The sequence below is a fragment of the Streptomyces pristinaespiralis genome (genome assembly GCF_001278075.1).
In the GTDB taxonomy this organism is placed as follows: domain Bacteria; phylum Actinomycetota; class Actinomycetes; order Streptomycetales; family Streptomycetaceae; genus Streptomyces; species Streptomyces pristinaespiralis.
This window is the reverse complement of sequence record NZ_CP011340.1, coordinates 6,031,089-6,053,302: the sequence shown is the minus strand read 5'-3', so window position 1 is coordinate 6,053,302 and position 22,214 is coordinate 6,031,089. Positions and strand designations below refer to the sequence as shown.

Genomic DNA, 22,214 nt, shown 5'->3' with positions numbered 1-22,214 from the left:
CGTGACAACTTGCCCTGTTCCGACGCTGCGCCGGCTCCTCACGGCGTGCGGCCGCGACTTCGACCCGGCTGTGCTGATGGCGTACACACCGCTGCACGTGTACAGCAACCGGCCCTGGTCCATCGGGGAGTTGCGCGTCCGCGACGCGAGCACGCCCCGGTCGCTCGCCGAGGCGTGGTTCGGTACGGCTCTGCGGCGCGGCGGTACGGCGGCGGCGTGCGCGCCGCCTGTGCGATCACCTGCCGGAGCTGACGGCTCGTTGCTAGCCTGCTGAGCACGCAGTCGACACGGGGAGAGCGGCTCATGCGACCACGACTCGTCTTCATCCACGGGATAGGCCGCCCCCGCGACCCCGTCCGCGAGTTGGCGGCCTGGACGACGGCACTGGCCTCCGGCATGCGCGCCGCCGGACATTCGGCCCTCGCCGGCTCGCTGTCCGCCGACGGCGGCGTCGAGTGCGTTTTCGCGCACTACGACGATCTCTTCCGCCGCAGCCAGGCGCAGGGCGAAGGCGATGTGGCGCCCGGGGAGGCCGAGGCCGAGATCCTTTCGGATCTCCTCCTCGCCTGGGTCGACGGGCTGATGGCCGAGGAGGACGGAGAAGCCGGCCGCCGTCTCCTGGCGGGCGCGCGGGCACAGGCGCAGCCGAGAGACCAGAGCCAGGGCGGTCTCGACGTGGTGCGCCGGGCGCTCAACGTGGCGACCACGGTGCTCGCTCTCAGGCCGTGGGGGGCTGCAGCCCAGTGGATCACTCCCAAGCTGATGGTCCGCGAACTCGGGCAGGTGGCCAGATACCTGGCCCGTGGCGAAGCGGATGCGGCGGGTTCCGGTCTCGACCACCGCATCCGCGCGCGCGTCCTGGCAGCCATCGGCGAGGGACCGGCGGTGGTGGTCGCGCACTCGCTGGGCTCGATCGTCACCTTGGAAGCGCTGCACGAACTGCCCTCGGCCACACCTCTGTTCGTCACCCTCGGTTCACCGATCGCCATGCGGTCCGTCGTATGGCCGCGGCTTGCCCCTCAGCCTCCCCGCGTGCCCGAAGGAGTGCTCCGATGGAGGAACTACTGGGACCGTGACGACATCTTCGCCGTCCGCCCCCATCTGGAGAGGGACATGGCCGCGAACTCCTCGGGCGTGCTGCCGGAGAGCCGCCGGGTGGATTCCGACGGCGTGTGGGTCCACTCCGCGGAGACGTACCTGGCCCGGGCGAGCGTTGCCGGGCCGGTCGCCGAGGCACTGGCCGAAACCGCGACCCTGCCGCACGGAACGGCAGATGCGCAGTAGACCAAGCATGCGGCATGTGCTCGTCGTCGCACCGCAGTGCGCCTCCATGGAGCGCCTGACGCGCTTGGAAGAAGCCGCCGCCGACCTGTTCGCCGTACTGTCCGACGTCTCGGTCGGAGCCTGCCGCCCCGGCCTTCCCCCAGGCAGCAGCGCTCTTGTCACCGGTGACGGTCTGACCAGCGCCGAAATCACCGCAACGGTGCACACGGCTGCGGCGTACGCGGCCGAACACGGCGCGGTACTGGTTCTGGCGTTCCTCGGGCACGGCTTCGTACCCGGCCAGGCGGCGACGCTCCACTTCATGGGGGCCGACTCGGTCGAGGACGTCAGGCACGGCTCGGTGAACGTGAGCGAACTCCTGACGCGGGCCCTCGACCACCCGGGGATCCCGGGCGTCCTCGGCATCATCGACACCTGTCACGCCGCCGGCGCCCTCCCGGCGGCGCAGGACCTTACCGCCGGTACACGGCTGGGGCAGAGCCGGCTGTCCCTCCTGATGGGTTCCTCGCTCAGTCAGGCCGCTGTCGACCTGGCCTTCTCCCGTGGCCTGACCACCCTCCTGAGGAGGGGCCTGCTCACGGCGGGCAGAAAACTGACCCTTGCGGACCTGGGCCACGCCTTACGCAGGGAACTCGTCGGGCAGAACATCACCGCTTTCGACTATGCCGGGGCGGCGTCCGAGCCGCTGTGGATCGCCCGTAACGCGAGCGCCCGCATGGCCCTCCTGGGCGGTCTCACGGGACCACTCGCCCACGAGGAACTCACCGAGTCGCTCGGCCGGGTCGACCCCCCGGTGCCCGTTCCGACTCCCGGTGCAAGTCTGCAGTCGGTCCTTCAATGCCGGAAGGACGTACTCGGCCGCGCCCCGTCGGAAGAGAGGGACCGCGCGGTACGCGCACTGGACGGGGCGATCATCGCCATTCACACCGTGACGTTCATCCGCGGCTGGATCGGCGGCAAGCTCACCACCGAGGCCATGCGGCACGCCCTGCACACCATGCTCGCCGCCGACAGACGGGTGCCGGGTGCGAGCGTGTCCATCACAGACGTCGGCATCATCGACGAACTCGCCTTCAACCACCCCGAGTCCGAGACCGACGGCCTGCGCTCGATCGCGCGCTTCGTCGCGCTGCTCGGCCAGGCCTGCGGAATGAGCCTCGACGACCCCGCCCTGGAGGACTGGGGACAACGGATCGAGGCGCCGGCGCTGGTCAACGATGCGCGCCGGCACGCCGCTACCCGCACGGACGGTCAGCGGATGGGTCTGGTCGTGAGCCTTCACGCCTCCCTCGCCGGAGAGTGGCCAGAGACGCTCGATGCCTGGCTTCTGATGGACGGGGCGCTGCTGGAGCACGAGCAGTTCACCAACGGGAGCGCCGACAGACGAGGCGCGGAGGACGCCGTCGAGAGGGCGGTGCTGTGGGCCGACGAACATGCGCGAACACTGAAACTGCCCTTGAAACGGCTGGACATCGCCATTCCCAGCAGCCTGCTGCTCGAATGGCGGCCCGAGGAGGCGGGTGCCGCGCTTCTTCTCGGTGTCCGCTTCGACGTCCGGCTGCACTGGAGCAACCGACTCAACCCTGACGCTGTGCTGCGCAGCATCGAAGGCACCCTCGCCGAGCGCTGGGAGACGATCTCCGAATGCGGCGACGGCGCCCCGGTCGACTGGCTGGCCCACGAGGAGCTCGCCGATCCGCAGACGCTGCGCAGCCAACTGCGCAACGGTCGCTACGCGCGGGGAATCGGCCTCACCCAGCACCCCGGCACCGATGCGCGGCTCATGGAGACGCTGCTCGCGTACACCCCCGTTCTGCTGTGGCCGCACACCGCGGGCGGGTTCCCGAAGGAACGCCACGGCTGTCTCGAAGCGAGCTGGTGGGCCATGCCGGGAGTGCTCACCCGCGCCTATCGCAACCGCTGGCGCGGGGAGGAGGCCGGTGACCTGGCCGACCTCCGGGCCGTCTGGGACGACCAGGACTGGCTGCGCTTCTGCCGGCACTTCCGTTCGACACCGCCACCGGCTCCGACTGCCGACGAGGGGACTGCATGATGTGGGACGACTACTACCGAGGCGACGGGATCCCGCGGGCGGACGCGGCTCTGCCGACTCCTCCGCCATGGCGCACCTTTCCTACGCCGTCACCGGCCGAGGTCTTCCGTCCCCCGCAAGGTCTGACCGACGCCGTGAACGCCGCCCTTTCGCTGCGGCGACCGCTGCTGATCACCGGCGGCCCCGGCACGGGCAAGTCCACCGTCATCGAACAGGTGGCGGCCGAACTCGCGCTCGGGCCCGTGCTGCGCTGGCACATCACTTCGCGGAGCACCCTCGCGGACGCGCTGTACCGCTATGACGCCCTGGGCCGCATCCATGCCCACCGGCTCGAGCAGGAGAAGGCGAGAGCCGGCCAGGTCGCCGCTGCGGACGACGTCGCGGACTTTCTCACCCTCGGACAGTTGGGGACCGCGTTGCTTCCGTCACCGCGCCCCCGGGCCCTGCTCATCGACGAGATCGACAAGGCCGATCTCGACCTCCCGGGTGACCTGCTGGATGTCCTGGAGCGCGGGGAGTTCCACATCACGGAACTTCTGCGGGAGGCCCAGGAGGAGGCTCAGGTGCGCATGTGGAACACCGATGCCCGCCACCTCGTGCGAAGGGGCCACGTGCAGTGCACCGAATTCCCGTTCATCGTGATGACGAGCAACGGGGAGCAGGACCTCCCCGCGGCGTTCCTGCGCCGCTGTGTGCGTTTCACCATGCCGAAGCCGACAGCCGCCCTGATGCGCGCCGTTGTCCGGGGCCACCTCCAGTTGGACGTCGGCGACTCGGGGCCCGAGGCGGAGTTGATCGATGACTTCGTACGCCGTGTCGCCTCCGGTGAGAACGTCGCCGTCGACCAGTTGCTCGGCACACTCCACCTGCTCAAGGGGACCACCGGCTCGCCCCAGGAGAACAGCCGGCTCATCGACCTTCTCATGAAGGATCTCTCAAGTGCCTGACCAGGGCGGCGAACGGGCCGCCGGGTCCGACGCGCTGACAGCGGTCATCGGCGCCCTGAACGGTGCGGGCGAGGACCTGGACGCCGTGTCGCTGGCCGAGCTGCTGTGGCTGTCCGCCCGCATGCCGCGGCGGGCGGGTGCGGCGCCCGGCGGCGGGAGCGGCGGAGCCGACCCGGCCACGTCCGACGACCTCCGTGAACGGCTGCCCGACTGGGACGGCGAAGGGCGCCCCGTGTACCAGTCGGCGGAGGACGGGGAAGGGGCCACACTCGCGGCACGCGAGGTGACCGTGCCCAGAGCCTCCGCGCTCCCGGACGCAAGGCAGCTCGCCTCTGCTCTCAGGCCGTTGGGCCGTCCATGGCGGAACGGTCGCAGCCAGCAGCTCGACGTCGATGCCACCGTCTCCGACTACGCGAGGAGCGGTGAGCTCGTTCCCGCGTTCAGGCCCGGCCCGGAACGCTGGTTCGACCTGACGGTCGTGGTCGACCGGTCGCCCACGATGGCTGTGTGGGACGCCACCGTCGACGAGCTGCTCAAGGTGCTCGCCACGTCAGGTGTCTTCCGTACCCTGCGCACAGCCGGCATCGATTCCGGCAAAGGAGGTGAGCCCCTCACCGGGGGCCCGCCGCCCGGGCGCCGGCGGGACGGCGCGTCGACCACCGGGCACTCCCGGCGGCTCCTGCTGGTCGTCTCCGACTGCGTGTCGGGGGGCGACGCGGTGTGGGACCTCCTACGCCGCAGCTCGGCGGTCACGCCCACAGTGCTTGTCAACCCACTGCCGCCCCAGATCTGGCGGCAGTCAGGGCTCGATCTACCGGCCGTCAGGGTCTCCCCACCACCCACGGCGGGCTCGCCCAACGTCCGGTTGCGCTACCTTGTGCCGCCGTTGCTGGACACCCTGCCGGACACTCTCCGGGGTCGACGACACACATGGGTGCCCGTTCCGGTGGTGGCTCTGTCACCGCACTCGGTCGCCCGGTGGACGCGCATGCTCATGCGCGGGGATCCGGCAGGATGCCAAGCGGTGCTGGTCCCGGAACCGGGCATCATTCCGCGACCACCGGCTCCACGGTGCGCTCCGCCGGACGGCGGACAGCTCGTCGAGGCGTTCCTCCACAGCGCGTCGTCCCCGGCCCTGCGACTCGCAGTGCTCTGTTCGCCCTTTCCCGGTCTGAACACCGCGCTGATCCACCTGATCCGGCAGGAACTCGTACCCGAGGCGACGTCGGCCGATGTCGCCGAAGTCGTGGTCAGTGGCCTCTTCTCGATCAGCGAAGGACCAGCGGGCGGCAGCGGCCCCCTCCTGCGGTTCAGGGACGGGGTACGCGAACGGCTGACCGCACGGCTCGGCGCCCGCGACGCGCGGCGTACCCGGGACGCGGTGAGCCGTTTCATCGCTGCCCACACCTCCGCCGCCGGGCACTTCGCGGCGTTGGTTCCCGCTGCCGGGGGTCGGGCCGCGATCTCCTCGGAAGCGGCCCCTTTCGCCGACCTCTCGGCCCGCACTCTGGCTGCTCTGGGAGTGACCGGCGACGGTCCGGCCACGTCGGTGGCGGATCCAGCGGACGTCGTGGATGCCGAAGATCACCTGTCGCCCCCTGCGCCGGTGACGCCACCGGCACCTGCCGCCTGGGCGGATCGCCCACAACTCCGCGCCGCCCAGACCGGAGGCGACAGGTCCGACCACCGCCCGTACTTCTTTCTCAGTTACGCCCATACCCCCCGTTACGCCGAGGGAGCCGACCCCGACATGTGGGTCGAGCGCCTCTTCCGTGATCTGTGTGGCCATGTGATGGCGATGACCGACCTTCCGGCCGGTGCCCCCGCGGGTTTCATGGACCGGGAGATCAGATCGGGCGAGGGCTGGTCCGAGCGGCTGGGAGAAGTCCTCGCCACGTGCCGGACGTTCGTCCCGCTCTACTCGCCCCGCTACTTCGCCAGCGAGATGTGCGGCAGGGAGTGGTACGCCTTCGCCCAGCGGGCGGTCTACCACCATGCCAGGAGCGGCAGGCCGGTCGAGCCCATCGTGCCCGCCCTGTGGGTGCCGACACCTCAGGAAATACTTCCCGGTCCGGCAGAACGCCTTCAGATCGACCACCGGGTCTTCGGCGAGCGCTATGCCACCGACGGCCTCTACGGGCTGATCAAGCTCCGGCTGTTCGCCGAGGAGTACGAGCGGGCCGTCTACGAGCTGGCGAAACGGATCGTCATCGTCGCCGACACCGTCCAGTTGCCCCCGGGCAGTGCTGTGGACTACCGCAGCGTCCCCAGCGCCTTCGGCGGGCCCGGGGGCATGCCGGGCAATCTCCGGCTCGCGGTTGCGGCGCCCACTGCCGTGGAACTGCCCGAAGGGCGCTCGCCCTTCTACTACGGGGCGACACGGGGCGCCTGGAACCCCTTCCGCCCAGTGTCCCAGCGGGCCGTGGCAGATCTCGTGGCGTCCATCGTCTTCGTATCCAACCGGCAGGTGGACACCGTGCCGTTCGACGAGGTGCTCGCGGGTCCCGAGGAAGACGCTCCTTCTCAAGGCCCGCTGATCGTGCTGGTCGACCCGTGGGCCGTGCGGGTGCCGCAGCTGCGTGCGCAACTCATGGCGCTCAACAGGCTGCACCGGCCGGATGTAAAGGTGGTGATCCCCTGGAACCCCACCGACCCGCAATCCGCAGATGCAGGGCATGACCTGTCCGAGGAGTTGGCACGAACCATTCCCAGGCTGCTGCACCGCAACGAGTCGCCCCTGTCGACCATGTCCAGAAGCAGCGTGCTCAGTATCAAGGCCCTGGGCCGGGTCGTCCCGGCGGTGGTCAGGGACGTCTACTCCGCCTACCACCGGCACGCGCAGTCGCCTCTTGATGCCGCACGCCCCGCCCTCAGGGATCCGGCGGACGGATCATGACGCGCGCAGGGGCCCGTCAGAGGCGGCCGGCTCCGGCGGCGGCGGCGAACGCCGCGAAGGCGGCGGGGGTGATGGAGAGCGCGGGACCGCCGGGGTTCTTGGAGTCGCGGACGGCGACGTGAGGGGTCAGGTCCGCGACCTCGACGCACTCGCCGCCGGTGTCGCCGCTGTACGACGACTTACGCCAGCGCACGTCCGTCAGGCTCTGGATGGTCTCCATACCGTTCCTCCACTACGCGGGCGATGAGCGCCGCCGAATCGTCGACGGAGAGCGCGGCGGCCTGCAAGTGATCGTAACGAAGTGAACCCTCCCTGACAGCAGCCGGGTTGGCCGTCATGTGGCCCTGCACGAAGTCCTCGGTGTAGACGAGGTCCGGGTCGTTGTCGAACCGCAGGAGGGTAAACGAACCCATCAGCCCCGCGTGCGCACCGGTCTCGAAGGGCAGCACCTGCACCTTCACCCACTCCCGACCGCGCAGCTCCAGCAGGTGCGCAAGTTGATTCCGCATGACCTCGCGGCCACCGATCTCCTGGTGCAGCACGGCTTCGCTCAGCACCACCCACATCAGCGGCGGGGTCTCGCGGTCCAGGATGCGCTGCCGTTCCATCCGGGCCGCCACCCTGGCGTCGAGGCTCTCCTGGGATCTCACCGCCAGCACCGCCCGCGCGTAGTCCTCCGTCTGCAACAGCCCGTACACCAACTGCGCCTGGTACGTCGAGATGTACGCCGCCTTCGCCTCCATCTCCGCGTACGCCTGGAACCAGTGCGGCAGTTGGCTTCTGAGCACCAGGCCCACCAGCCGGGAGAACATGCCGTCCGTGCCCAGCGCCGCGTCGACCCGTTCGCTGAAATCCCGGGTGGGGACCTTCTTCGCCGTCTCGATCTGGCCGACCAGCGAGCCCGTGACGAAGATGCACGAGCCCAACTGGACCTGGTTCATGCCGGTCGCTTCTCTGCGGCGGCGCAGTTCCGCGCCGTAGTAGTCCAGCGGCGATGCGCCGGGGTCGAGGTTGCGCATGTGGACCATCGCATCGGCCCCCCGTTCGTTGTGGCTCCCGGCCGACCGTAAGCACCCCGGCGGTTCCGGGTGAGGTGAATCACGCGGGACACCTCGACCGGGGGACCTACCGGCGCGTAGGGCACGATGGCCTGATCCGCACGACCCGTCCAGGAGGACCCCATGGCCGCCGCCGCTCCCAAGCCGGAGATCCTTGCCGCCTTCGAGGCCGCCAAGGGCTTCATGCCCGTGGGCGAGGGCCTCGCCCTGTACGCGGCCGCGGCCGAGGCCGGGGCGCTCGGGCTGCCGCTGCTGGAGGTGGGGACGTACTGCGGGCGCTCGACGATCCTGCTGGCGGACGCGGCGCGGGACGCCGGCACGGTCGTCGTGACCGTGGACCACCACCGGGGCAGCGAGGAGCAGCAGCCCGGCTGGGACTACCACGACCCGGAGACGGTGGACCCCGAGGTCGGCCTCATGGACACGCTGCCCACCTTCCGCCGGACGCTGCACAAGGCCGGTCTGGAGGAGCACGTCGTCGCGGTCGTCGGCCGGTCGCCGCAGGTGGCGAAGGTGTGGGGCGGGAAGGTCGGCCTCGTCTTCATCGACGGCGGCCACACCGACGAGCACGCGACGAACGACTACGAGGGCTGGGCCCCGCATGTCGCGGACGGCGGGCTGCTGGTGATCCACGACGTCTTCCCCGACCCGGTCGACGAATGGACCGGCCAGGCGCCGTACCGCATCTATCTCCGCGCGCTGGCGTCCGGCGCGTTCACCGAGGTGTCGGCCACGGATTCGCTGCGCGTCCTGCGCCGCACGGGCCAGGGCATCTGACGACGGACTGCCGCACCGTGACGAGTCGCCATCAGCGACCCGGCGGACGGCACATGACGCGTTCAGCACCGCGTCGGCGCCGCCGCCCCGGGTCGAGGACGGGCACCCGGCGGGGGCATGCCGCCGGCGTGCGGTTCAGCGGTTGATCATGTCGCGGGTCTGGGCGTACACCGTCGCGTCCGTGAGCAGGCCCATGTGCGAGACGCAGGTGGTCCTGGTGTTGACCGCGCCGGACAGGGACACGGAGCTGTCCGGGTTGATCACCGTGTCGCAGGGCGACCACCAGGTCGCGTAGCGGGGTGAGCCCGGGGTTTCGTCACCGGAATTGAGGGCGGTGAGGAAGCTGGAGCCTATGCGCATCTCGGGGCAGGACGCGTCGAAGCAGGCGTCGGCGGAGTCGGTTCCGTGGTTCGGGCCGCCCAGCGACACCCAGGCCTCGGTTTTGGAGGTCCCGTCGAGGTTCTTGAGGTAGTAGCGCGAGGAGAGGCCGCCCATGGAGTGGCTCACGATGTCGACCCGGGTCGCCCCGGTGGCAGCGAGGACACGCTCGACCTCGGTGGACAACTGCTGGGCGGTCACGGTGTTCGACTGGCCCGAGTCGTAGCTCCACTGGTGCAGGTGGGAGGACGGCCAGCCGTCGGCCCTGAAGCGGTCGGCCATGGTGTTCCAGTTGCTGCTGTCACCGTTGTAGCCGTGCACGAACAGGACGGGATTGCTGCCCGGCACGAAACCGGAGCTGCTGGACGCCTGGGCAGGTACCGGGGCCTGCACGGCGAGAAGCACGCCGGCTGCTGCGACGGCTGCGGTCATGACGGATTTCTTCACGGGTGCCTCGACTCAAGGGTGGGGATGGGGAGAAGCGCTCGACGGCGCGTCGCGGTGGGGAGAAGCGCTCGACGGCGCGTCGCGGTGGGGAGAAGCGCTCGACGGCGCGTCGCGGTGGGGAGAAGCGCTCGACGGCGCGTCGCGGTGGGGAGAGCGCGCTGGGTGCTTCCCGGATCGTGGGAGCGGTACCTGCGGGCTGCCGAGCATGCCGGGCGAAGGATGCGCCGCGGCCTCATGGGGGAGGACACCGGTGTCGTTGCTGGGGTGGGCAGAGCGTACTGAGCGGTAGGTACGCGTGGTCAAGAGGTGTGCGCCGGGTTCCTCGCCCTCCGGTCGAGGAGCAGCGGCCCGGCCGCGACCGCACGCCGGGGCCGCAGCCGGACGGGGGTCCGGTCGGGTGCGACACCGTCGGCCGGGCCGACCACCGGACCCCTCGCCCGCTAGCATCGCGAGCGTGTCGTACGACGAGAACCAGCACCGTGATCCCCGGCCGCGCCCTTCCCGGCGCGGCCTCGTCGCCGTGGTCGCGGGCGCGGCGCTCGTGCTGGGCGGTGCGGGCGGGTGGCTGGTGTGGCAGGCCGACGGCAACGGGGGCGGCGCCCCGGCCGGGTCGGCCACCTCCGCGGGCAAGCCGGGCGGCTCCAGGGCCCCGGCGTCGTCTCCGGCCCCCGCCCGGTCGAAGCCCGTCCCGCCGCCCGCCTCGTCCCCCGTGCCCTCCCCGTCCGGGAAGAAGTCCGGTCCGCTCGCGGGGAAGGTCGTCGTGGTGGACCCGGGGCACAATCCCGGGAACTTCTCGCACACCCGCGAGATCAACCGCCAGGTGGACATCGGAACCAACCGTAAGGAATGCGACACGACGGGCACGGCGACCTCCGCCGGTTACCGTGAAGCCGATTTCACCCTCGATGTTTCACGACGTCTTCGCACACTGCTCGAAAAGCAGGGCGCACGGGTCGAATTCACCCAGGACGGCGATCGTCCGTTCGGTCCGTGCATCGACGAGCGGGCACGATTCGGCAACGAAGCGAAGGCCGATGCCGTCATCTCGGTCCATGCCGACGGGTCGGCGGTCGGCAACCGGGGATTCCATGTGATCCTCCCCGATCGGGTCAAGGCGGGCGCCGCCGACACCTCGAAGATCGTGGGCCCCTCGCGTGAACTCGGCGAACGCATCGCCGGCCGGTTCCTGCGCGCCACCGGAAGCTCTCCGTCCAATTACGTGGGCGGCGGCACCGGCCTCGATGTGCGCAAAGATCTGGGCGGACTGAACCTTTCGACCGTGCCGAAGGTCTTCATCGAATGCGGCAATATGCGGGATCCTGAGGACGTCGCTCTGCTCACCAGCCCGAGCTGGCGGCAGAAGGCGGCCCAGGGAATGGCGGACGGCATCAGCAGCTACCTACAACGGTGAGTGCGATACCGGGCGGACGTCCGGAACCGGCAGACGATAGATTCACCTCTACGATGGGGAGTCACCCCCGAGCTCCGCGTCAGCGCACACCGCCCGAACAGGCGGCAGCGAAGACCGCCCCGATGATGAGACGACGACAAAGGATTTTTACGTGAACATCCGCTCCCTCACTCGAGGCGACGGCGTGGTGATCGGAGCAGCGGTGGTGCTGTTCATCGCCTCGTTCCTCAGCTTCACCAGCGTGGACTGCCCCAGCGGGGTCGACTGTTCCAGCGCGGAGATGAACGCCTGGGACTCGCTGAACATCGTGATGTCCATCTACATCGGCGGCATCATCGGCGCCGCGCTGCTGATCCTCAGCCGCGGCATGCCGGGACGCAAGGTCGCCGGTCTCGACCTGGGCCAGTTCGGCGTGGCCCTCACCATCTTCGCGCTCTGGACGATGTTCTGGACGATCATCGACATGAACAGCGCGGGCGCCGGTGCCATCCTCGGCCTGCTGGGCACCATCGCCCTGGCCGGCGGCGCCGTCGCCACCCCGCTGGTGCCGGCCCTGAAGGCCCCGCTCGTGGGTGCCCCGAGTCCGGCCGCCGTCCAGCAGCCGTACGGCATGCAGCCCCAGCCGCAGGGTGGTTACGGCTACCCGGGCGCCGGTGCCGGTCAGCCGTCCTACGGTGGCCAGCCGGGTCAGCCGCAGCCCTACGGCGCCCAGGGCGGGCAGCCGCAGGCCGCCGCGCAGCCGGCCGCCGCGGCCCCGGCGGACGCCTCCCAGGGTGGCGCTCCGTCGGACTTCACCCCGTTCTGGTTCGCCGTGCCGGTGGCCCGTCCGCTGTACGGCGAGGACGGTTCGCCGACGCCGATCGCCGAACTGGCGCCCGGCACCTGGTACCTGGCGGTGGAGCAGCGCGGTCCGGGTCTCGTGGCCCAGACGCAGGACGGCCGTCGCGGTGTTCTCCAGGACACCTCGGGCATCCAGCGCGGCTGATCCCTCTCGCACACAGCACGGCCCCTCGCCCTTCCGGGCGGGGGGCCGTTGCCGTACCCTGACGCCCCGTCAGGCGACCTCCGGGCGGGCGGAAGGACGGACCGGCATGCGACTCGGACTCGCGCTCGGATACTGGGGCCGCGGCCCCGACCCCGGCCAGCTGGAACTGGCCCGCGAGGCCGAGCGGCTCGGTTACGACTCCGTGTGGACGGCGGAGGCATGGGGGTCGGACGCGTTCACCCCGCTCACCTGGATCGCGGCGCACACGTCCCGTATCCGCCTGGGCACCGCCGTGGCACAGATGGCCGCGCGCACCCCGACGGCGACCGCGATGCACGCGCTGACCCTCGACCATCTCTCCGGCGGGCGGATGATGCTGGGGCTCGGCCTGTCGGGACCGCAGGTGGTGGAGGGGTGGTACGGCCGCCCGTTCCCTGACAGCCCGCTCACCGCGACCCGCGAGTACGTGGACGTGATCCGCCAAGTCCTCGCCCGCCAGGGGCCGGTGGAGCTGGCCGGGCGCTTCCACCGCCACCCGTACACGGGCGAGGACGGCACCGGCACGGGCAGGCCCCTGCGGCCCATCACCCACCCGTTGCGCGCGGACCTCCCCGTACTGCTGGGGGCGGAGGGGCCGAAGAACATCGCGCAGACGACCCGGATCGCCGACGGGTGGCTGCCCCTGTACTGGTCCCCGCTGCGGACGGACGTCTACGCGGCGTCCCTCGCGGACCTCCCGGCGGACTTCATGGTCGCTCCGATGGCCCGCGCCCAGGTCTGCGACGACGTCGCGAAGGGCCTGCTGCCCGTGAAGGCGATGCTCGGCTTCTACATCGGCGGCATGGGACACGCGACCCGCAACTTCCACGCCGGTCTGATGGCACGGATGGGCTTCGAGGCGGAGGCCCACCGGATCCAGGAACTCTTCCTGGCGGGGCGCAGACAGGAGGCGGTGCTCGCCGTGCCCGACGACTTCGCCGACGAGATCTCGCTCGTCGGACCGCGTGAACGCATCGCGGAGCGGCTGGAACTGTGGCGGACGGGGCCTGTCACGGACCTGCTGGTCACCGCGCCGGACCCGCTGACGCTGCGGGTGCTGGCCGAGCTGAACGCGTAGCCGGGGTCCTTCAGCGGGTCGCCCTCGGCGTTCTTCACCGCCGCCTTGAGCCGGTTGCAGGTGAACGCGCCCACCAGCCCGGCCTGCACCAGAGCGAAGGTCCGTCCGTCGGCGCTCTGCGCCTTCGCCGACGAAGAACCGGTGGGAGTGGCTGCGGTCGTCGGGTCCGCCTCGTCACCCGCACAGGCCACCGCGCCGCCCACTCGGGCTAGCCCGAACGGGTTTCACACGCTCACAAGCGGCAACACGCTGAGCATGACAACACGCACGGGAAGTACCACCACAGTGGCGAGAGTCGTCGCCGTCGTAGCGGACGTCATGGCCTTCATCATCGGCCTGTGGATCCTGATGTACCTTCTGGACGCCAACAGGGCCAACGACCTTGTCGAGTTCGTCCGCGAGACGGCCCGCTGGCTGGCCGGCTGGTCCCACGACCTGTTCACCTTCGACAAGGAATGGGCGCGGGTGGTCGCGGGCTACGGGCTGGCGGCGGTCGTCTACCTCTTCATCGGCCACGCGGCGGCGGGTGCGCTGCGGCGCCGCTGACCGCCTGCGGCGGGCTTGTTCCCCTACCCGCCCCTTCCCGTAACCGGGCTCCGCCCGGACCCGTACCGCGCTTCGCGCGGTGCCCTCAAACGCCGGGCGGGCTGACTTTGTCAGCCCCGCCGGCGATTGAGGCGCGGGGTCCGGGGGCGGAGCCCCCGGTTAAGGGAAGGGGCGGGGTGGGGGAAAGCGCGCCCCGCGCAACAGCCCGACGCGCCCGTCAGCCCACCTCGCAGCAGTCCGGCGACAACCCCTCCGGCAACCGCGCCCCGCCGAACACCGCCGTCGTCGCCTCGTCGCCACCGAGCGCCGCCACGGCCAGCAGCAGCGAGCCCGCCGTCCATGTCGTCTGTTCCTCGGGCCATATCGCGCGCTCGCCCTCGAAGACGTACCCCGTCCAGTACAGGCCGCCCTCCGCGCGGAGGTGCTGGATGGACTGGAGGATCTCCAGGGCGCGGTCGGATTCGCCCACCACCCAGAGCGCGAGCGCCAGTTCGCAGCTCTCGCCGCCGGTGACCCACGGGTTGGGCAGCACGCACCGCACGCCGAGGCCGGGGACGACGAAGTCGTCCCAGCGGGACTCGATGCGGGCCTTGGCCGCTTCGCCGGTCACCGCGCCGCCGAGGACCGGGTAGTACCAGTCCATCGAGTAGCGGTCCTTGTCGAGGAAGCGCTCGGGGTGGTGGCGGACGGCGTGGGCGAGCGCGCCTGCCGCGAGTTCCCAGTCGGGCTGGGGCTCCTCGCGTTCCTCGGCGATGGCGAGCGCGCAGCGCAGCGCGTGGTGGACGGAGGAACTGCCGGTCAGGAGGGCGTCGTCGACCGCCGTCCCGTCCGGCTCACGCTTCCAGCCGATCTGGCCGCCGGGCTGCTGCAGTCCCAGGACGAATTCGACGGCCGCGTACACCACCGGCCACATCCGGTCGAGGAAGGCCTCGTCGCCGGTGGCGAGGTAGTGGTGCCACACGCCGACCGCGATGTAGGCGCAGAAGTTGCTCTCCCGGCCGTGGTCGGTGACGGCGGCCGGGTCGCCGTCGTGGTAGGCGGCGTACCAGGAGCCGTCGTCGTTCTGGTGGCGGGCGAGCCACTCGTAGGCGCGGGCCGCGGCGTCGTGCTCGCCCGCCGCGTCGAGCGCCATCGCGGCCTCCGTGTGGTCCCACGGGTCGAGGTGGTGGCCGCGGAACCAGGGGATCGCGCCGTCGGGGCGCTGCACGGCGAGGATCCCCGCGACGGTCTCCACGGCCTCCTCGGCGCTCAGGACACCGGGCAGGACAAGGTGCTCTGTACGTCCGGGCAACGTCACTTGGCCGCGTCCACGGGCAGGTGCGGCTTGGTCGCGTACGCCACGAAGCTCTTGCCGATCAGCGGGTTCAGCGCCTGCTCGGCGACCCGGGTGGCCAGGGGCTTCTTCATGATGTCCCAGACGAGGAGCTTGTGGTACGCCTTCACCGGCAGCGCCTTGTCGTTGTCGACGCCGAAGGCGCACTTCAGCCACCAGTACGGCGAGTGCAGCGCGTGCGCGTGGTGGGTGCCGTACGGCCGCAGGCCCGCCTGCTTCATCTTGGCGAGCAGTTCGTCGGCCTTGTAGATGCGGATGTGGCCGCCCTCGACCTCGTGGTAGGCGTCGCTGAGCGCCCAGCAGATCTTCTCGGGGCCGTAGCGCGGCACGGTGACCGCGATGCGGCCGCCGGGGCGCAGGACGCGGACCATCTCGGCGAGCACTCCCTTGTCGTCGGGGATGTGCTCCATCACCTCGGAGATGATGACGACGTCGAACGACTCGTCGGGGAAGGGCAGGTTGAGGGCGTCGCCCTCCATGGCGGTGGCCGTCGCGCCGGCGGGGGCCTCACCGGCCTCCTTCATCGCGGCGAACCACTTGGCGACCTCGCGGATCTCCTCGCCGTTCTGGTCGAGGGCAACGACCTGCGCTCCGCGCCGGTAGCACTCGAACGCGTGCCGGCCGGCGCCGCAGCCCAGATCGAGCACGCGGTCGCCCGGGGCGAGCGGGAAGCGGGAGAAGTCGACGGTCAGCACGGGGGGTCTGCCTTCCTGGGGGCGGAGCTCGGGTCTTCCTGGTGGAGCTGGGTCAGTGGGTGCGTACGTCAGGGGGTGCGCACATCAGTGGGTGCGCACGGAGGCGGCCGATGATGCGGCGATCGCCTCGCGGTAGCGTTCCGCGGTGCCGATCGCGGCCTGCTTCCAGGTGAAGCGGGCCAGCACCCTGGCCCGGCCGGCGTCACCGAGCCGGGCCCGCAGGTCCGGATCGCCGAGGAGGCGGCGCAGTGCGGCGGCGAGGGCCTCGGCGTCGCCGGGCGGCACGGCCAGGCAGGTCTCGCCGTCGGGGCCGGCGACCTCGGGGATCGCACCGCCCGTGGTGGCGACGAGCGGCGTGCCGGTGGCCATGGCCTCCGCGGCGGGCAGCGAGAAGCCCTCGTACAGGGACGGCACACAGGCGATCTGGGCGCTGCGCACCAGGTCGACCAGTTCGGCGTCGGTGATGCCCTTGACGAACCGGACGGCGTCGTCGAGGCCGTAGCGCTCGATGAGCTGCGCCACCGGGCCGTCCTCGGCGCGCTTGCCGACGACGACGAGGTGGGCCTCCGGGTTCTCGGTGCGCAGTTTGGCGAGCGCCTCGACGAGGTGGACGAGTCCCTTGAGGGGGACGTCGGCGCTGGAGGTGGTGACGATCCGCCCGGGGACCTCGGCGACGGAGGGGTCCGGCGAGAAGAGGTCGGTGTCGGCGCCGATGTGGACGACATGGACGCGCTCGCGCCGGACGCCGAGGTGGTCGACGATCTCCTGCTGCGAGGAGCCGGAGACGGTGAGCACGGAGGGCAGCCGGCGGGCGACGCGCTTCTGCATGCGGGTGAAGCCGTACCAGCGGCGCACGGACGCGCGGCGCTGCCAGGTCTCCGCGGCGTCGAGGTCAAGCTGCCGGTCCACGGTGATCGGGTGGTGGATCGTGGTGACCAGCGGTGCGCCGATGTCGCCGAGGAGGCCGTAGCCGAGCGTCTGGTTGTCGTGGACGACGTCGAACTCGCCGCGCCGGGCCAGCAGGTGGCGGCGGGCGCGGAGGGAGAACGTCAGCGGCTCGGGGAAGCCGCCGGTCCACATGGTGGCGACCTCGAGTGCGTCGATCCAGTCCCGGTACTCGCCGCGGCCGGGCGTGCGGAACGGGTCGGGGCTCCGGTACAGGTCGAGGCTGGGCAGCTCGGTGAGCGGCACGCCCTCGTCGAGGACCGGGTAGGGCTGGGCGCCGATCACCTCGACGCGGTGGCCCAGCCGGGCGAGTTCACGCGACAGGTGGCGTACGTAGACGCCCTGGCCGCCGCAGAACGGGTTCCCCTTGTACGTCAGGAAGGCGATGCGCAGCGGGGCATCACCGCTGCCGGACGTGCCTGACGTGCCCGCTCGGGGGCCGGCCTCTATGGCCTCTGCGGTCACCCGGGGCCCCCTTCTCACTGCGTTTCGGCGGAGCCTAATCGGTCGCGCTAATCTAGAACAAGTTTCAGAGTTGATGGTTCAAGGGACTTCGAATCTACCGGGCGGTAGCGCGACTGTGACCGGCGGATCAGGTGATTCCCGCCACGGCGGGCGGGCGAGGGACGGACACGGGGACCGATGACAGCGCAAGGAAGGCCGACGATGCCCGCGACGCCGCCCCTCACGGAACGACAGGAGGCGCGCCGCCGCCGCATCCTGCACGCGAGCGCGAGGCTCGCGAGCCGTGGCGGCTTCGACGCGGTGCAGATGCGGGAGGTCGCCGAATCGTCGAGCGTCGCGCTCGGCACGCTGTACCGCTACTTCCCCTCCAAGATCCATCTGCTGGTCGCGACCATGCAGGACCAGCTCCAGCAGATGCACACGACGCTGCGCAAGCGCCCGCCGGGCGGGGAGAGCCCTTCCGAGCGGGCCGCGGAGACGCTGATGCGGGCCTTCCGGGCGCTCCAGCGCGAGCCGCACCTCGCGGACGCGATGGTGCGGGCGCTGACCTTCGCGGACCGCAGTGTGAGCCCCGAGGTCGACACCGTCTCGCGGCAGACGACGGCGATCATCCTGGACGCCATGGGGATCGAGCACCCGACGCCGGAGCAGCTCTCCGCCGTCCGCGTCATCGAGCACACCTGGCACTCGGCGCTGATCACCTGGCTGTCGGGGCGCGCCTCGATCGCCCAGGTGAAGATCGACATCGAGACGGTCTGCCGGCTGATCGACCTGACGTCGCCCGACGCGGCGCCGACGGGGCGGGGCAGGACGTCGGGCGACGCGCGTCGAGACACGGCCCACGGCCGGTCGTGAAGGGTCGCGTCGGAGCGCGAGGGCCTGTTGACAGGCAAAGGGAGAGGGACCCGGTCCCGTCGCCCGAGGAGCGACGGGACCTGGCTGTGGGACGACCCTGCGGAAGAACGCACAGGTCACTCCCCAGGGGCCCTTCCGGCCCGGCTTCCAAGCCTCCGTCGACAAGCCGATGGAACACAGACGCGCTTTGCGCGGCAACGTGAGGCTCAACATGGCCATGACGCAGCGTCATGACCACCCACCCGCTTCTCCCACCCGGCACCGCACATGCGCCATTTGGCCACCTACAGCAAGGCCGCGTGTCGTGGCGCTGTTCCACTTCGCCTTCCCCGCCCGAATTGCCGAGTCGGCGGCACTCTGCAGCGGTGGAGCGGCACCCGCACAGGCTCGGCAGCGAAATTGCTTCAACGATGAACAGACGATCTACCTCACATCTTGCTCAAGTTCCTGCTCGGAGACGCACGAGCCCCGTACGGTTCCTTCCGACCCGCCTTAACAGGCGTTGAATCAGGGGGAATTCACATGTGTAACGCATCGGTGAGACGTGCTCTCATCCCAGCGGCCACACTGGCTGTCATCACTGCCCTGGCCACGCCGGCGATCGCGGACGACGGCACAGACCTCAGCCCGTGAGTATTCCCGCCGCGGAGGCGATCGCCCTGGAGGACACACTGGCAGAATTGCCGGAGACCGAGGGCAGCGACTTCACCGTTACGCGGTGCGACAATCCGTACAAGCAGTGGTACGAAATCACCAGCAAGAAGGCATACCACGTGCCCTCTTTGTGGAACGGCACCAAGTTCAAGGACGGCCCCGGCGGAACGATGGTCGTGAAGGTGGAGAAGGCGGGCAAGATATCTGCCGAGGTCAGTGGGGGCGTCGAGGCCGAGGCAGGTGCCGTCATCGCGAAGGCCAAGGTGAAGGTCGACGCAAAGATCGGCGCAGAGATCAGTGTGAGCGTAGGGCACGAGTACCGCAGGGACATCGCCCGCGGCAAGTACGGGCATCTTCAGTACGGCTCTTGGGGGTACCAGGTCAATTGGGCCAAGTACGCCACCAGTGCCGAACGTTGTGGCAAGACGAAGCTGAAGTCCGGCAGTGCGAAATTGCCTACTGACGAGACCGGCTGGCGTTACTGGGAAACGAGTTCATGACTACTCGAACGCGCTTGGGCGTGACCCGTGCGGTGCTGTGCGTCGGTCTACTGTCGGCCGTCATGGTCACCGGGTGTACAGAGAATTCCGGAAGCACGGACGCACCGACGAAACAGGCCACCCCGACGACAGCGGCCTCGCAGCCGACCGGCACGAACGACAAGAGGCTTGGAGAGCAGGCGGAGGCCGCGCTGGACACCGTGACAATCGACGATCCGGAGTTCGTCGAATCGGGTCTGGAATCCCTCGCTGACGGAATTCATACGGACTCGCCGCTGACGCGCGGGAAGTCGTATCAGCTGGGAGTGGCCTGCGCGGGGCAGGGTAAGGCCAAGCTGTCGGTTCATGTCGAAGGCGAACCGGTTGTCCGGAGCTTCGACTGTGACGGCACCGCGGTCCATCAGCGCATCACCGAAGCGCCGAGCAGGCTGAGGGTGGATGTCGACGGCGAACCGGGATCCTCCGGGATGGTCGCCTGGCGAATCAGCGAGACCGGCACGTAGCGGCGCGCATCTCCGTACAGCCCGACGGCAATCGTCCCCCGCCCATGTCAGGGCGGGGGACGACTCTCGCCGATGACCTTGTTGGGCCTGCCAGAAGGCGAACATGCCCACCGCCGGCAGGAGCGAGGCGAGCGCACACCGAGGCGACTCGCCCGAAGCGTCCGGCTGCCGAGGGGAGGGCGTGCCTGGCGGGCCCGGCCGCCTGTTCGGCGAGTCGGTGCGGCCGCCAGGCACAGCGACAGCAGCCGCGCACCGGCGAGAGCGGCTCCCATCAGTCGGTGCCGCACGGCTGCGATGGGGTGCGTGCCGCCTCCGGCGCCGCCGCGACGGGCCACACCAGCGCGACGACGAGCGTGCACACCGGCCACAGGGGATGCGCCCAGCGTGCGCAGGCGGCCGACCGCCGGTCGGACACGCCCGGGGACATCCGGTCGGGCGCAGAGGAAGAGGCGGATCACTCCCACGCGGATCGTCGCCGGGTCACGATCTGGTGCGTACGGCCGCAAGACGGACCTCGCCCATCCCGGCGGCGGGACGAGCCCGCGCCTTCGGCCGGGCGCTCCGGGACACCCGACTCCCGGTGCAACGCTCCTTGGCTACTCCTCCGGCGGGAAGACGGGCTCGCCGCTGTCCGCCGCGGTGAGCGTGATGGCCTCCACCGGGCAGTTCTCGGCCGCCGCGAGGAGCTTCTCGTCGGCGTCGGCCGTGGTGGCCCGCGCATGCGACTGGCGCGCCGCGTCGAGGTCGAAGCTGTCCGGGGCGTGGCCGACGCACATGCCGGAGCCGATGCACAGGGTGCGGTCCACCTCGACGCGCCAGCGGTCCCCCATCAGTGGCTCCCGTGTCCGGCGGGCAGGTGGATCATCTTGTGCTCGAGGAATTCGCCGTAGCCCTCCGGTCCGAACTCCCGGCCCACGCCGCTGTTCTTGTAGCCGCCGAAGGGACCGAGCATGTCGAGACTGAAGGTGTTGACGTTGTACGTGCCGGTCCGCACCCGCCGCGCGAAGTCGATGCCGTGCTCGACGTCGGACGTCCACACACTGCCGCTGAGGCCGTAGTCGGAGTCGTCGGCGATCGCGGCGGCCTCGTCCTCGTCGCCGTACGGCAGCAGGCAGATCACCGGGCCGAAGATCTCCTCGCGGGCGATGCGCATCGAGTTGTCGACGCCTCCGAAGAGCGTCGGCTCCACGTACCAGCCGCGCTCCAGGCCGGCCGGACGGCCGCCCCCGCAGAGGATCTTGGCGCCCTCCTCCTGCCCGATACGTATGTAGTCCAGCGAACGCCGCCGCTGGCGCTCCGCGACCAACGGGCCGACCTGGGTGGCCGCGTCGAGGGGGTCGCCGACGACGAGCGCGGACGCCGCGGCGGCGAAGGCCTCCGCGATCTCGTCGTAGCGGCTGCGCGGCGCGAGGATGCGGGTCTGGGCCACGCAGGCCTGGCCGTTGTTCATCCAGGCGGCCGGGACGATCCCGGCGACCGCGGTGGCGAGGTCGGCGTCGGGCAGGATCACCGCCGCCGACTTGCCGCCGAGTTCGAGGGTGACGCGGGTGAGGTTGCGCGAGGCGACCTCCATGACCCGGCGGCCGGCCTCGACGGAACCGGTGAAGGAGACCTTGTCGACGCCCTTGTGCCCGACCAGGTACTCGCTGACCTCCCGGCCCGCGGGCAGGATCGACAGGACTCCCTCCGGCAGCCCGGCCTCCCGCGCGATCTCGCCGAGGATGTACGAGTCGAGGGGTGTCTCCGGCGAGGGCTTGAGGACGACGGTGCAGCCCGCGAGCAGCGCGGGGGCGAGCTTGGCGGCAGCGGTGAACTGCGGGACGTTCCACGGCACGACGGCCGCGACGACGCCCACCGGCTCGCGCCGCACCAGGATCGGGCCGAGGACACCGTCGCGCCGTTCCTCGTGCGTGAAGTCGCGGGCGACGGAGATCGCCGAGTCCCACACCATCATCGCGCCGAGCGCCTGGGCGAGGACGCTCCACGAGTAGGGGGAGCCGTTCTGCGCGCTGATGGACCGCGCGATCTCCTCGTGCCGTACGGCGATGGCGTCCTTGATCCGGCCGACGACCTCGATCCGTTCCTCGAGCGTCGCCCGCGGCCAGGGTCCTTCGTCGAAGGCCCGGCGCGCGGCGGCCACCGCCCGGTCCACATCGGCGCGCGAGGCGTGCGGGACGCGGCCGAGGACCTGTTCGCTGTGCGGGGAGATCACCTCGATGACTTCCGTGCCGAGCGGGGCCGTCAACTCGCCCCCGATGAACAGTTCTCCGTGTTCCACGAGCTCGGTCATGACTGCTGCCTCCCGCCGGGGCGCACTATCTGACACAGTTTCAGAACTGATATCAGTTCCAGTTACAGGGGGCAA

General features: G+C 70.6%; 20 protein-coding genes. 12 read left to right on the top strand and 8 right to left on the bottom strand.

Annotation, left to right across the window (positions count from 1 at the left end):
- Positions 1 to 303 precede the first annotated feature (303 nt).
- The 4 genes from SPRI_RS25805 to fsxC are packed head-to-tail and all read left to right on the top strand — an operon-like array spanning position 304 to position 7,180.
- Positions 304 to 1,284: a lipase family protein gene (locus tag SPRI_RS25805; RefSeq protein ID WP_037774805.1), complete on the top strand. Its 981-nt coding sequence runs from the start codon at positions 304 to 306 to the stop codon at positions 1,282 to 1,284.
- A complete protein-coding gene (locus SPRI_RS25800; protein ID WP_005318301.1) occupies positions 1,274 to 3,337 on the top strand; it encodes a vWA-MoxR associated conflict system protein in 2,064 nt (687 codons plus the stop codon). Before SPRI_RS25805 ends, SPRI_RS25800 begins: the two co-directional genes overlap by 11 nt.
- Positions 3,334 to 4,284, top strand: a complete 951-nt coding sequence (locus SPRI_RS25795; protein WP_037774803.1) for an AAA family ATPase — start codon at positions 3,334 to 3,336, stop codon at positions 4,282 to 4,284. The genes SPRI_RS25800 and SPRI_RS25795 overlap by 4 nt, the downstream gene beginning before the upstream one ends.
- On the top strand, positions 4,277 to 7,180 hold the full coding sequence (fsxC, locus tag SPRI_RS38575) for an FxsC protein (RefSeq protein ID WP_005318299.1): 2,904 nt from the start codon (positions 4,277 to 4,279) through the stop codon (positions 7,178 to 7,180). The genes SPRI_RS25795 and fsxC overlap by 8 nt, the downstream gene beginning before the upstream one ends.
- Before the next feature lie 16 nt (positions 7,181 to 7,196).
- Here the strand turns inward: fsxC and SPRI_RS25785 are convergent, their stop codons facing one another.
- Together SPRI_RS25785 and SPRI_RS25780 are read right to left on the bottom strand one after the other, a co-directional pair.
- Positions 7,197 to 7,400 (bottom strand): DUF397 domain-containing protein, encoded by a 204-nt coding sequence (locus SPRI_RS25785; protein ID WP_005318298.1) that lies wholly within the window; start codon positions 7,398 to 7,400, stop codon positions 7,197 to 7,199.
- Positions 7,360 to 8,208: a helix-turn-helix domain-containing protein gene (locus SPRI_RS25780; RefSeq protein WP_037774802.1), complete on the bottom strand. Its 849-nt coding sequence runs from the start codon at positions 8,206 to 8,208 to the stop codon at positions 7,360 to 7,362. The genes SPRI_RS25785 and SPRI_RS25780 overlap by 41 nt, the downstream gene beginning before the upstream one ends.
- A 153-nt stretch (positions 8,209 to 8,361) precedes the next feature.
- Between SPRI_RS25780 and SPRI_RS25775 the strand changes: the two genes are divergently transcribed.
- Entirely contained in the window at positions 8,362 to 9,015 is a 654-nt protein-coding gene (locus SPRI_RS25775; protein WP_005318296.1) for a class I SAM-dependent methyltransferase, read from the top strand.
- Positions 9,016 to 9,150: 135 nt separating this feature from the next.
- Here the strand turns inward: SPRI_RS25775 and SPRI_RS25770 are convergent, their stop codons facing one another.
- Positions 9,151 to 9,825, bottom strand: a complete 675-nt coding sequence (locus SPRI_RS25770; RefSeq protein WP_037774800.1) for an esterase/lipase family protein — start codon at positions 9,823 to 9,825, stop codon at positions 9,151 to 9,153.
- Positions 9,826 to 10,294: 469 nt separating this feature from the next.
- Here SPRI_RS25770 and SPRI_RS25765 point away from each other — a divergent pair, with 469 nt between their 5' ends.
- The 4 genes from SPRI_RS25765 (at position 10,295) to SPRI_RS25750 (ending at position 13,899) form a co-directional block, all read left to right on the top strand.
- Positions 10,295 to 11,251: an N-acetylmuramoyl-L-alanine amidase gene (locus SPRI_RS25765; protein WP_005318294.1), complete on the top strand. Its 957-nt coding sequence runs from the start codon at positions 10,295 to 10,297 to the stop codon at positions 11,249 to 11,251.
- A 151-nt stretch (positions 11,252 to 11,402) separates the two neighbouring features.
- The gene (locus SPRI_RS25760; protein WP_005318293.1) at positions 11,403 to 12,236 is read left to right on the top strand and encodes a hypothetical protein; all 834 of its coding nucleotides are present in this window, start codon (positions 11,403 to 11,405) and stop codon (positions 12,234 to 12,236) included.
- 106 nt (positions 12,237 to 12,342) lie between these two features.
- Positions 12,343 to 13,353, top strand: a complete 1,011-nt coding sequence (locus SPRI_RS25755; RefSeq protein ID WP_005318292.1) for an LLM class F420-dependent oxidoreductase — start codon at positions 12,343 to 12,345, stop codon at positions 13,351 to 13,353.
- 255 nt (positions 13,354 to 13,608) lie between these two features.
- The gene (locus SPRI_RS25750; RefSeq protein ID WP_005318291.1) at positions 13,609 to 13,899 is read left to right on the top strand and encodes a hypothetical protein; all 291 of its coding nucleotides are present in this window, start codon (positions 13,609 to 13,611) and stop codon (positions 13,897 to 13,899) included.
- Between the two features lie 217 nt (positions 13,900 to 14,116).
- Here SPRI_RS25750 and SPRI_RS25745 read toward each other — a convergent pair whose 3' ends face one another.
- From SPRI_RS25745 to SPRI_RS25735, 3 genes are all read right to left on the bottom strand, one after another.
- Positions 14,117 to 15,196, bottom strand: coding sequence for a prenyltransferase/squalene oxidase repeat-containing protein (locus SPRI_RS25745; protein WP_053557362.1), 1,080 nt, complete (start codon positions 15,194 to 15,196; stop codon positions 14,117 to 14,119).
- Entirely contained in the window at positions 15,193 to 15,927 is a 735-nt protein-coding gene (locus SPRI_RS25740) for a class I SAM-dependent methyltransferase (protein ID WP_005318289.1), read from the bottom strand. Before SPRI_RS25740 ends, SPRI_RS25745 begins: the two co-directional genes overlap by 4 nt.
- Positions 15,928 to 16,011: 84 nt before the next feature.
- Complete coding sequence (locus SPRI_RS25735) at positions 16,012 to 17,337, bottom strand: glycosyltransferase family 4 protein (protein ID WP_037774797.1); 1,326 nt, start codon at positions 17,335 to 17,337, stop codon at positions 16,012 to 16,014.
- A 177-nt stretch (positions 17,338 to 17,514) separates the two neighbouring features.
- Between SPRI_RS25735 and SPRI_RS25730 the strand changes: the two genes are divergently transcribed.
- From SPRI_RS25730 to SPRI_RS25720, 3 genes are all read left to right on the top strand, one after another.
- A complete protein-coding gene (locus SPRI_RS25730) occupies positions 17,515 to 18,192 on the top strand; it encodes a TetR family transcriptional regulator (RefSeq protein ID WP_005318287.1) in 678 nt (225 codons plus the stop codon).
- 629 nt (positions 18,193 to 18,821) lie between these two features.
- Positions 18,822 to 19,346 carry a hypothetical protein gene (locus SPRI_RS25725; RefSeq protein ID WP_005318285.1) on the top strand — a complete coding sequence of 175 codons (525 nt, stop codon included), beginning with the start codon at positions 18,822 to 18,824 and terminating at the stop codon, positions 19,344 to 19,346.
- Entirely contained in the window at positions 19,343 to 19,849 is a 507-nt protein-coding gene (locus tag SPRI_RS25720; protein ID WP_037774794.1) for a hypothetical protein, read from the top strand. The genes SPRI_RS25725 and SPRI_RS25720 overlap by 4 nt, the downstream gene beginning before the upstream one ends.
- A 596-nt stretch (positions 19,850 to 20,445) precedes the next feature.
- Here SPRI_RS25720 and SPRI_RS25715 read toward each other — a convergent pair.
- Positions 20,446 to 20,679 carry a ferredoxin gene (locus SPRI_RS25715; protein ID WP_005318281.1) on the bottom strand — a complete coding sequence of 78 codons (234 nt, stop codon included), beginning with the start codon at positions 20,677 to 20,679 and terminating at the stop codon, positions 20,446 to 20,448.
- Positions 20,679 to 22,139 carry an aldehyde dehydrogenase gene (locus tag SPRI_RS25710; protein ID WP_005318280.1) on the bottom strand — a complete coding sequence of 487 codons (1,461 nt, stop codon included), beginning with the start codon at positions 22,137 to 22,139 and terminating at the stop codon, positions 20,679 to 20,681. Before SPRI_RS25710 ends, SPRI_RS25715 begins: the two co-directional genes overlap by 1 nt.
- Between the last annotated feature and the right edge of the window lie 75 nt (positions 22,140 to 22,214).

Coding starts and splice junctions, on each gene's coding strand:
- SPRI_RS25730 (WP_005318287.1), top strand. CDS start 17,515: ATGACAGCGCAAGGAAGGCCGACGATGCCCGCGACGCCGCCCCTCACG.
- SPRI_RS25785 (WP_005318298.1), bottom strand. CDS start 7,400: ATGGAGACCATCCAGAGCCTGACGGACGTGCGCTGGCGTAAGTCGTCG.
- SPRI_RS25780 (WP_037774802.1), bottom strand. CDS start 8,208: ATGGTCCACATGCGCAACCTCGACCCCGGCGCATCGCCGCTGGACTAC.
- SPRI_RS25715 (WP_005318281.1), bottom strand. CDS start 20,679: ATGGGGGACCGCTGGCGCGTCGAGGTGGACCGCACCCTGTGCATCGGC.
- SPRI_RS25800 (WP_005318301.1), top strand. CDS start 1,274: ATGCGCAGTAGACCAAGCATGCGGCATGTGCTCGTCGTCGCACCGCAG.
- SPRI_RS25720 (WP_037774794.1), top strand. CDS start 19,343: ATGACTACTCGAACGCGCTTGGGCGTGACCCGTGCGGTGCTGTGCGTC.
- SPRI_RS25805 (WP_037774805.1), top strand. CDS start 304: ATGCGACCACGACTCGTCTTCATCCACGGGATAGGCCGCCCCCGCGAC.
- SPRI_RS25775 (WP_005318296.1), top strand. CDS start 8,362: ATGGCCGCCGCCGCTCCCAAGCCGGAGATCCTTGCCGCCTTCGAGGCC.
- SPRI_RS25750 (WP_005318291.1), top strand. CDS start 13,609: ATGACAACACGCACGGGAAGTACCACCACAGTGGCGAGAGTCGTCGCC.
- SPRI_RS25755 (WP_005318292.1), top strand. CDS start 12,343: ATGCGACTCGGACTCGCGCTCGGATACTGGGGCCGCGGCCCCGACCCC.
- SPRI_RS25795 (WP_037774803.1), top strand. CDS start 3,334: ATGATGTGGGACGACTACTACCGAGGCGACGGGATCCCGCGGGCGGAC.
- SPRI_RS25710 (WP_005318280.1), bottom strand. CDS start 22,139: ATGACCGAGCTCGTGGAACACGGAGAACTGTTCATCGGGGGCGAGTTG.
- SPRI_RS25770 (WP_037774800.1), bottom strand. CDS start 9,825: ATGACCGCAGCCGTCGCAGCAGCCGGCGTGCTTCTCGCCGTGCAGGCC.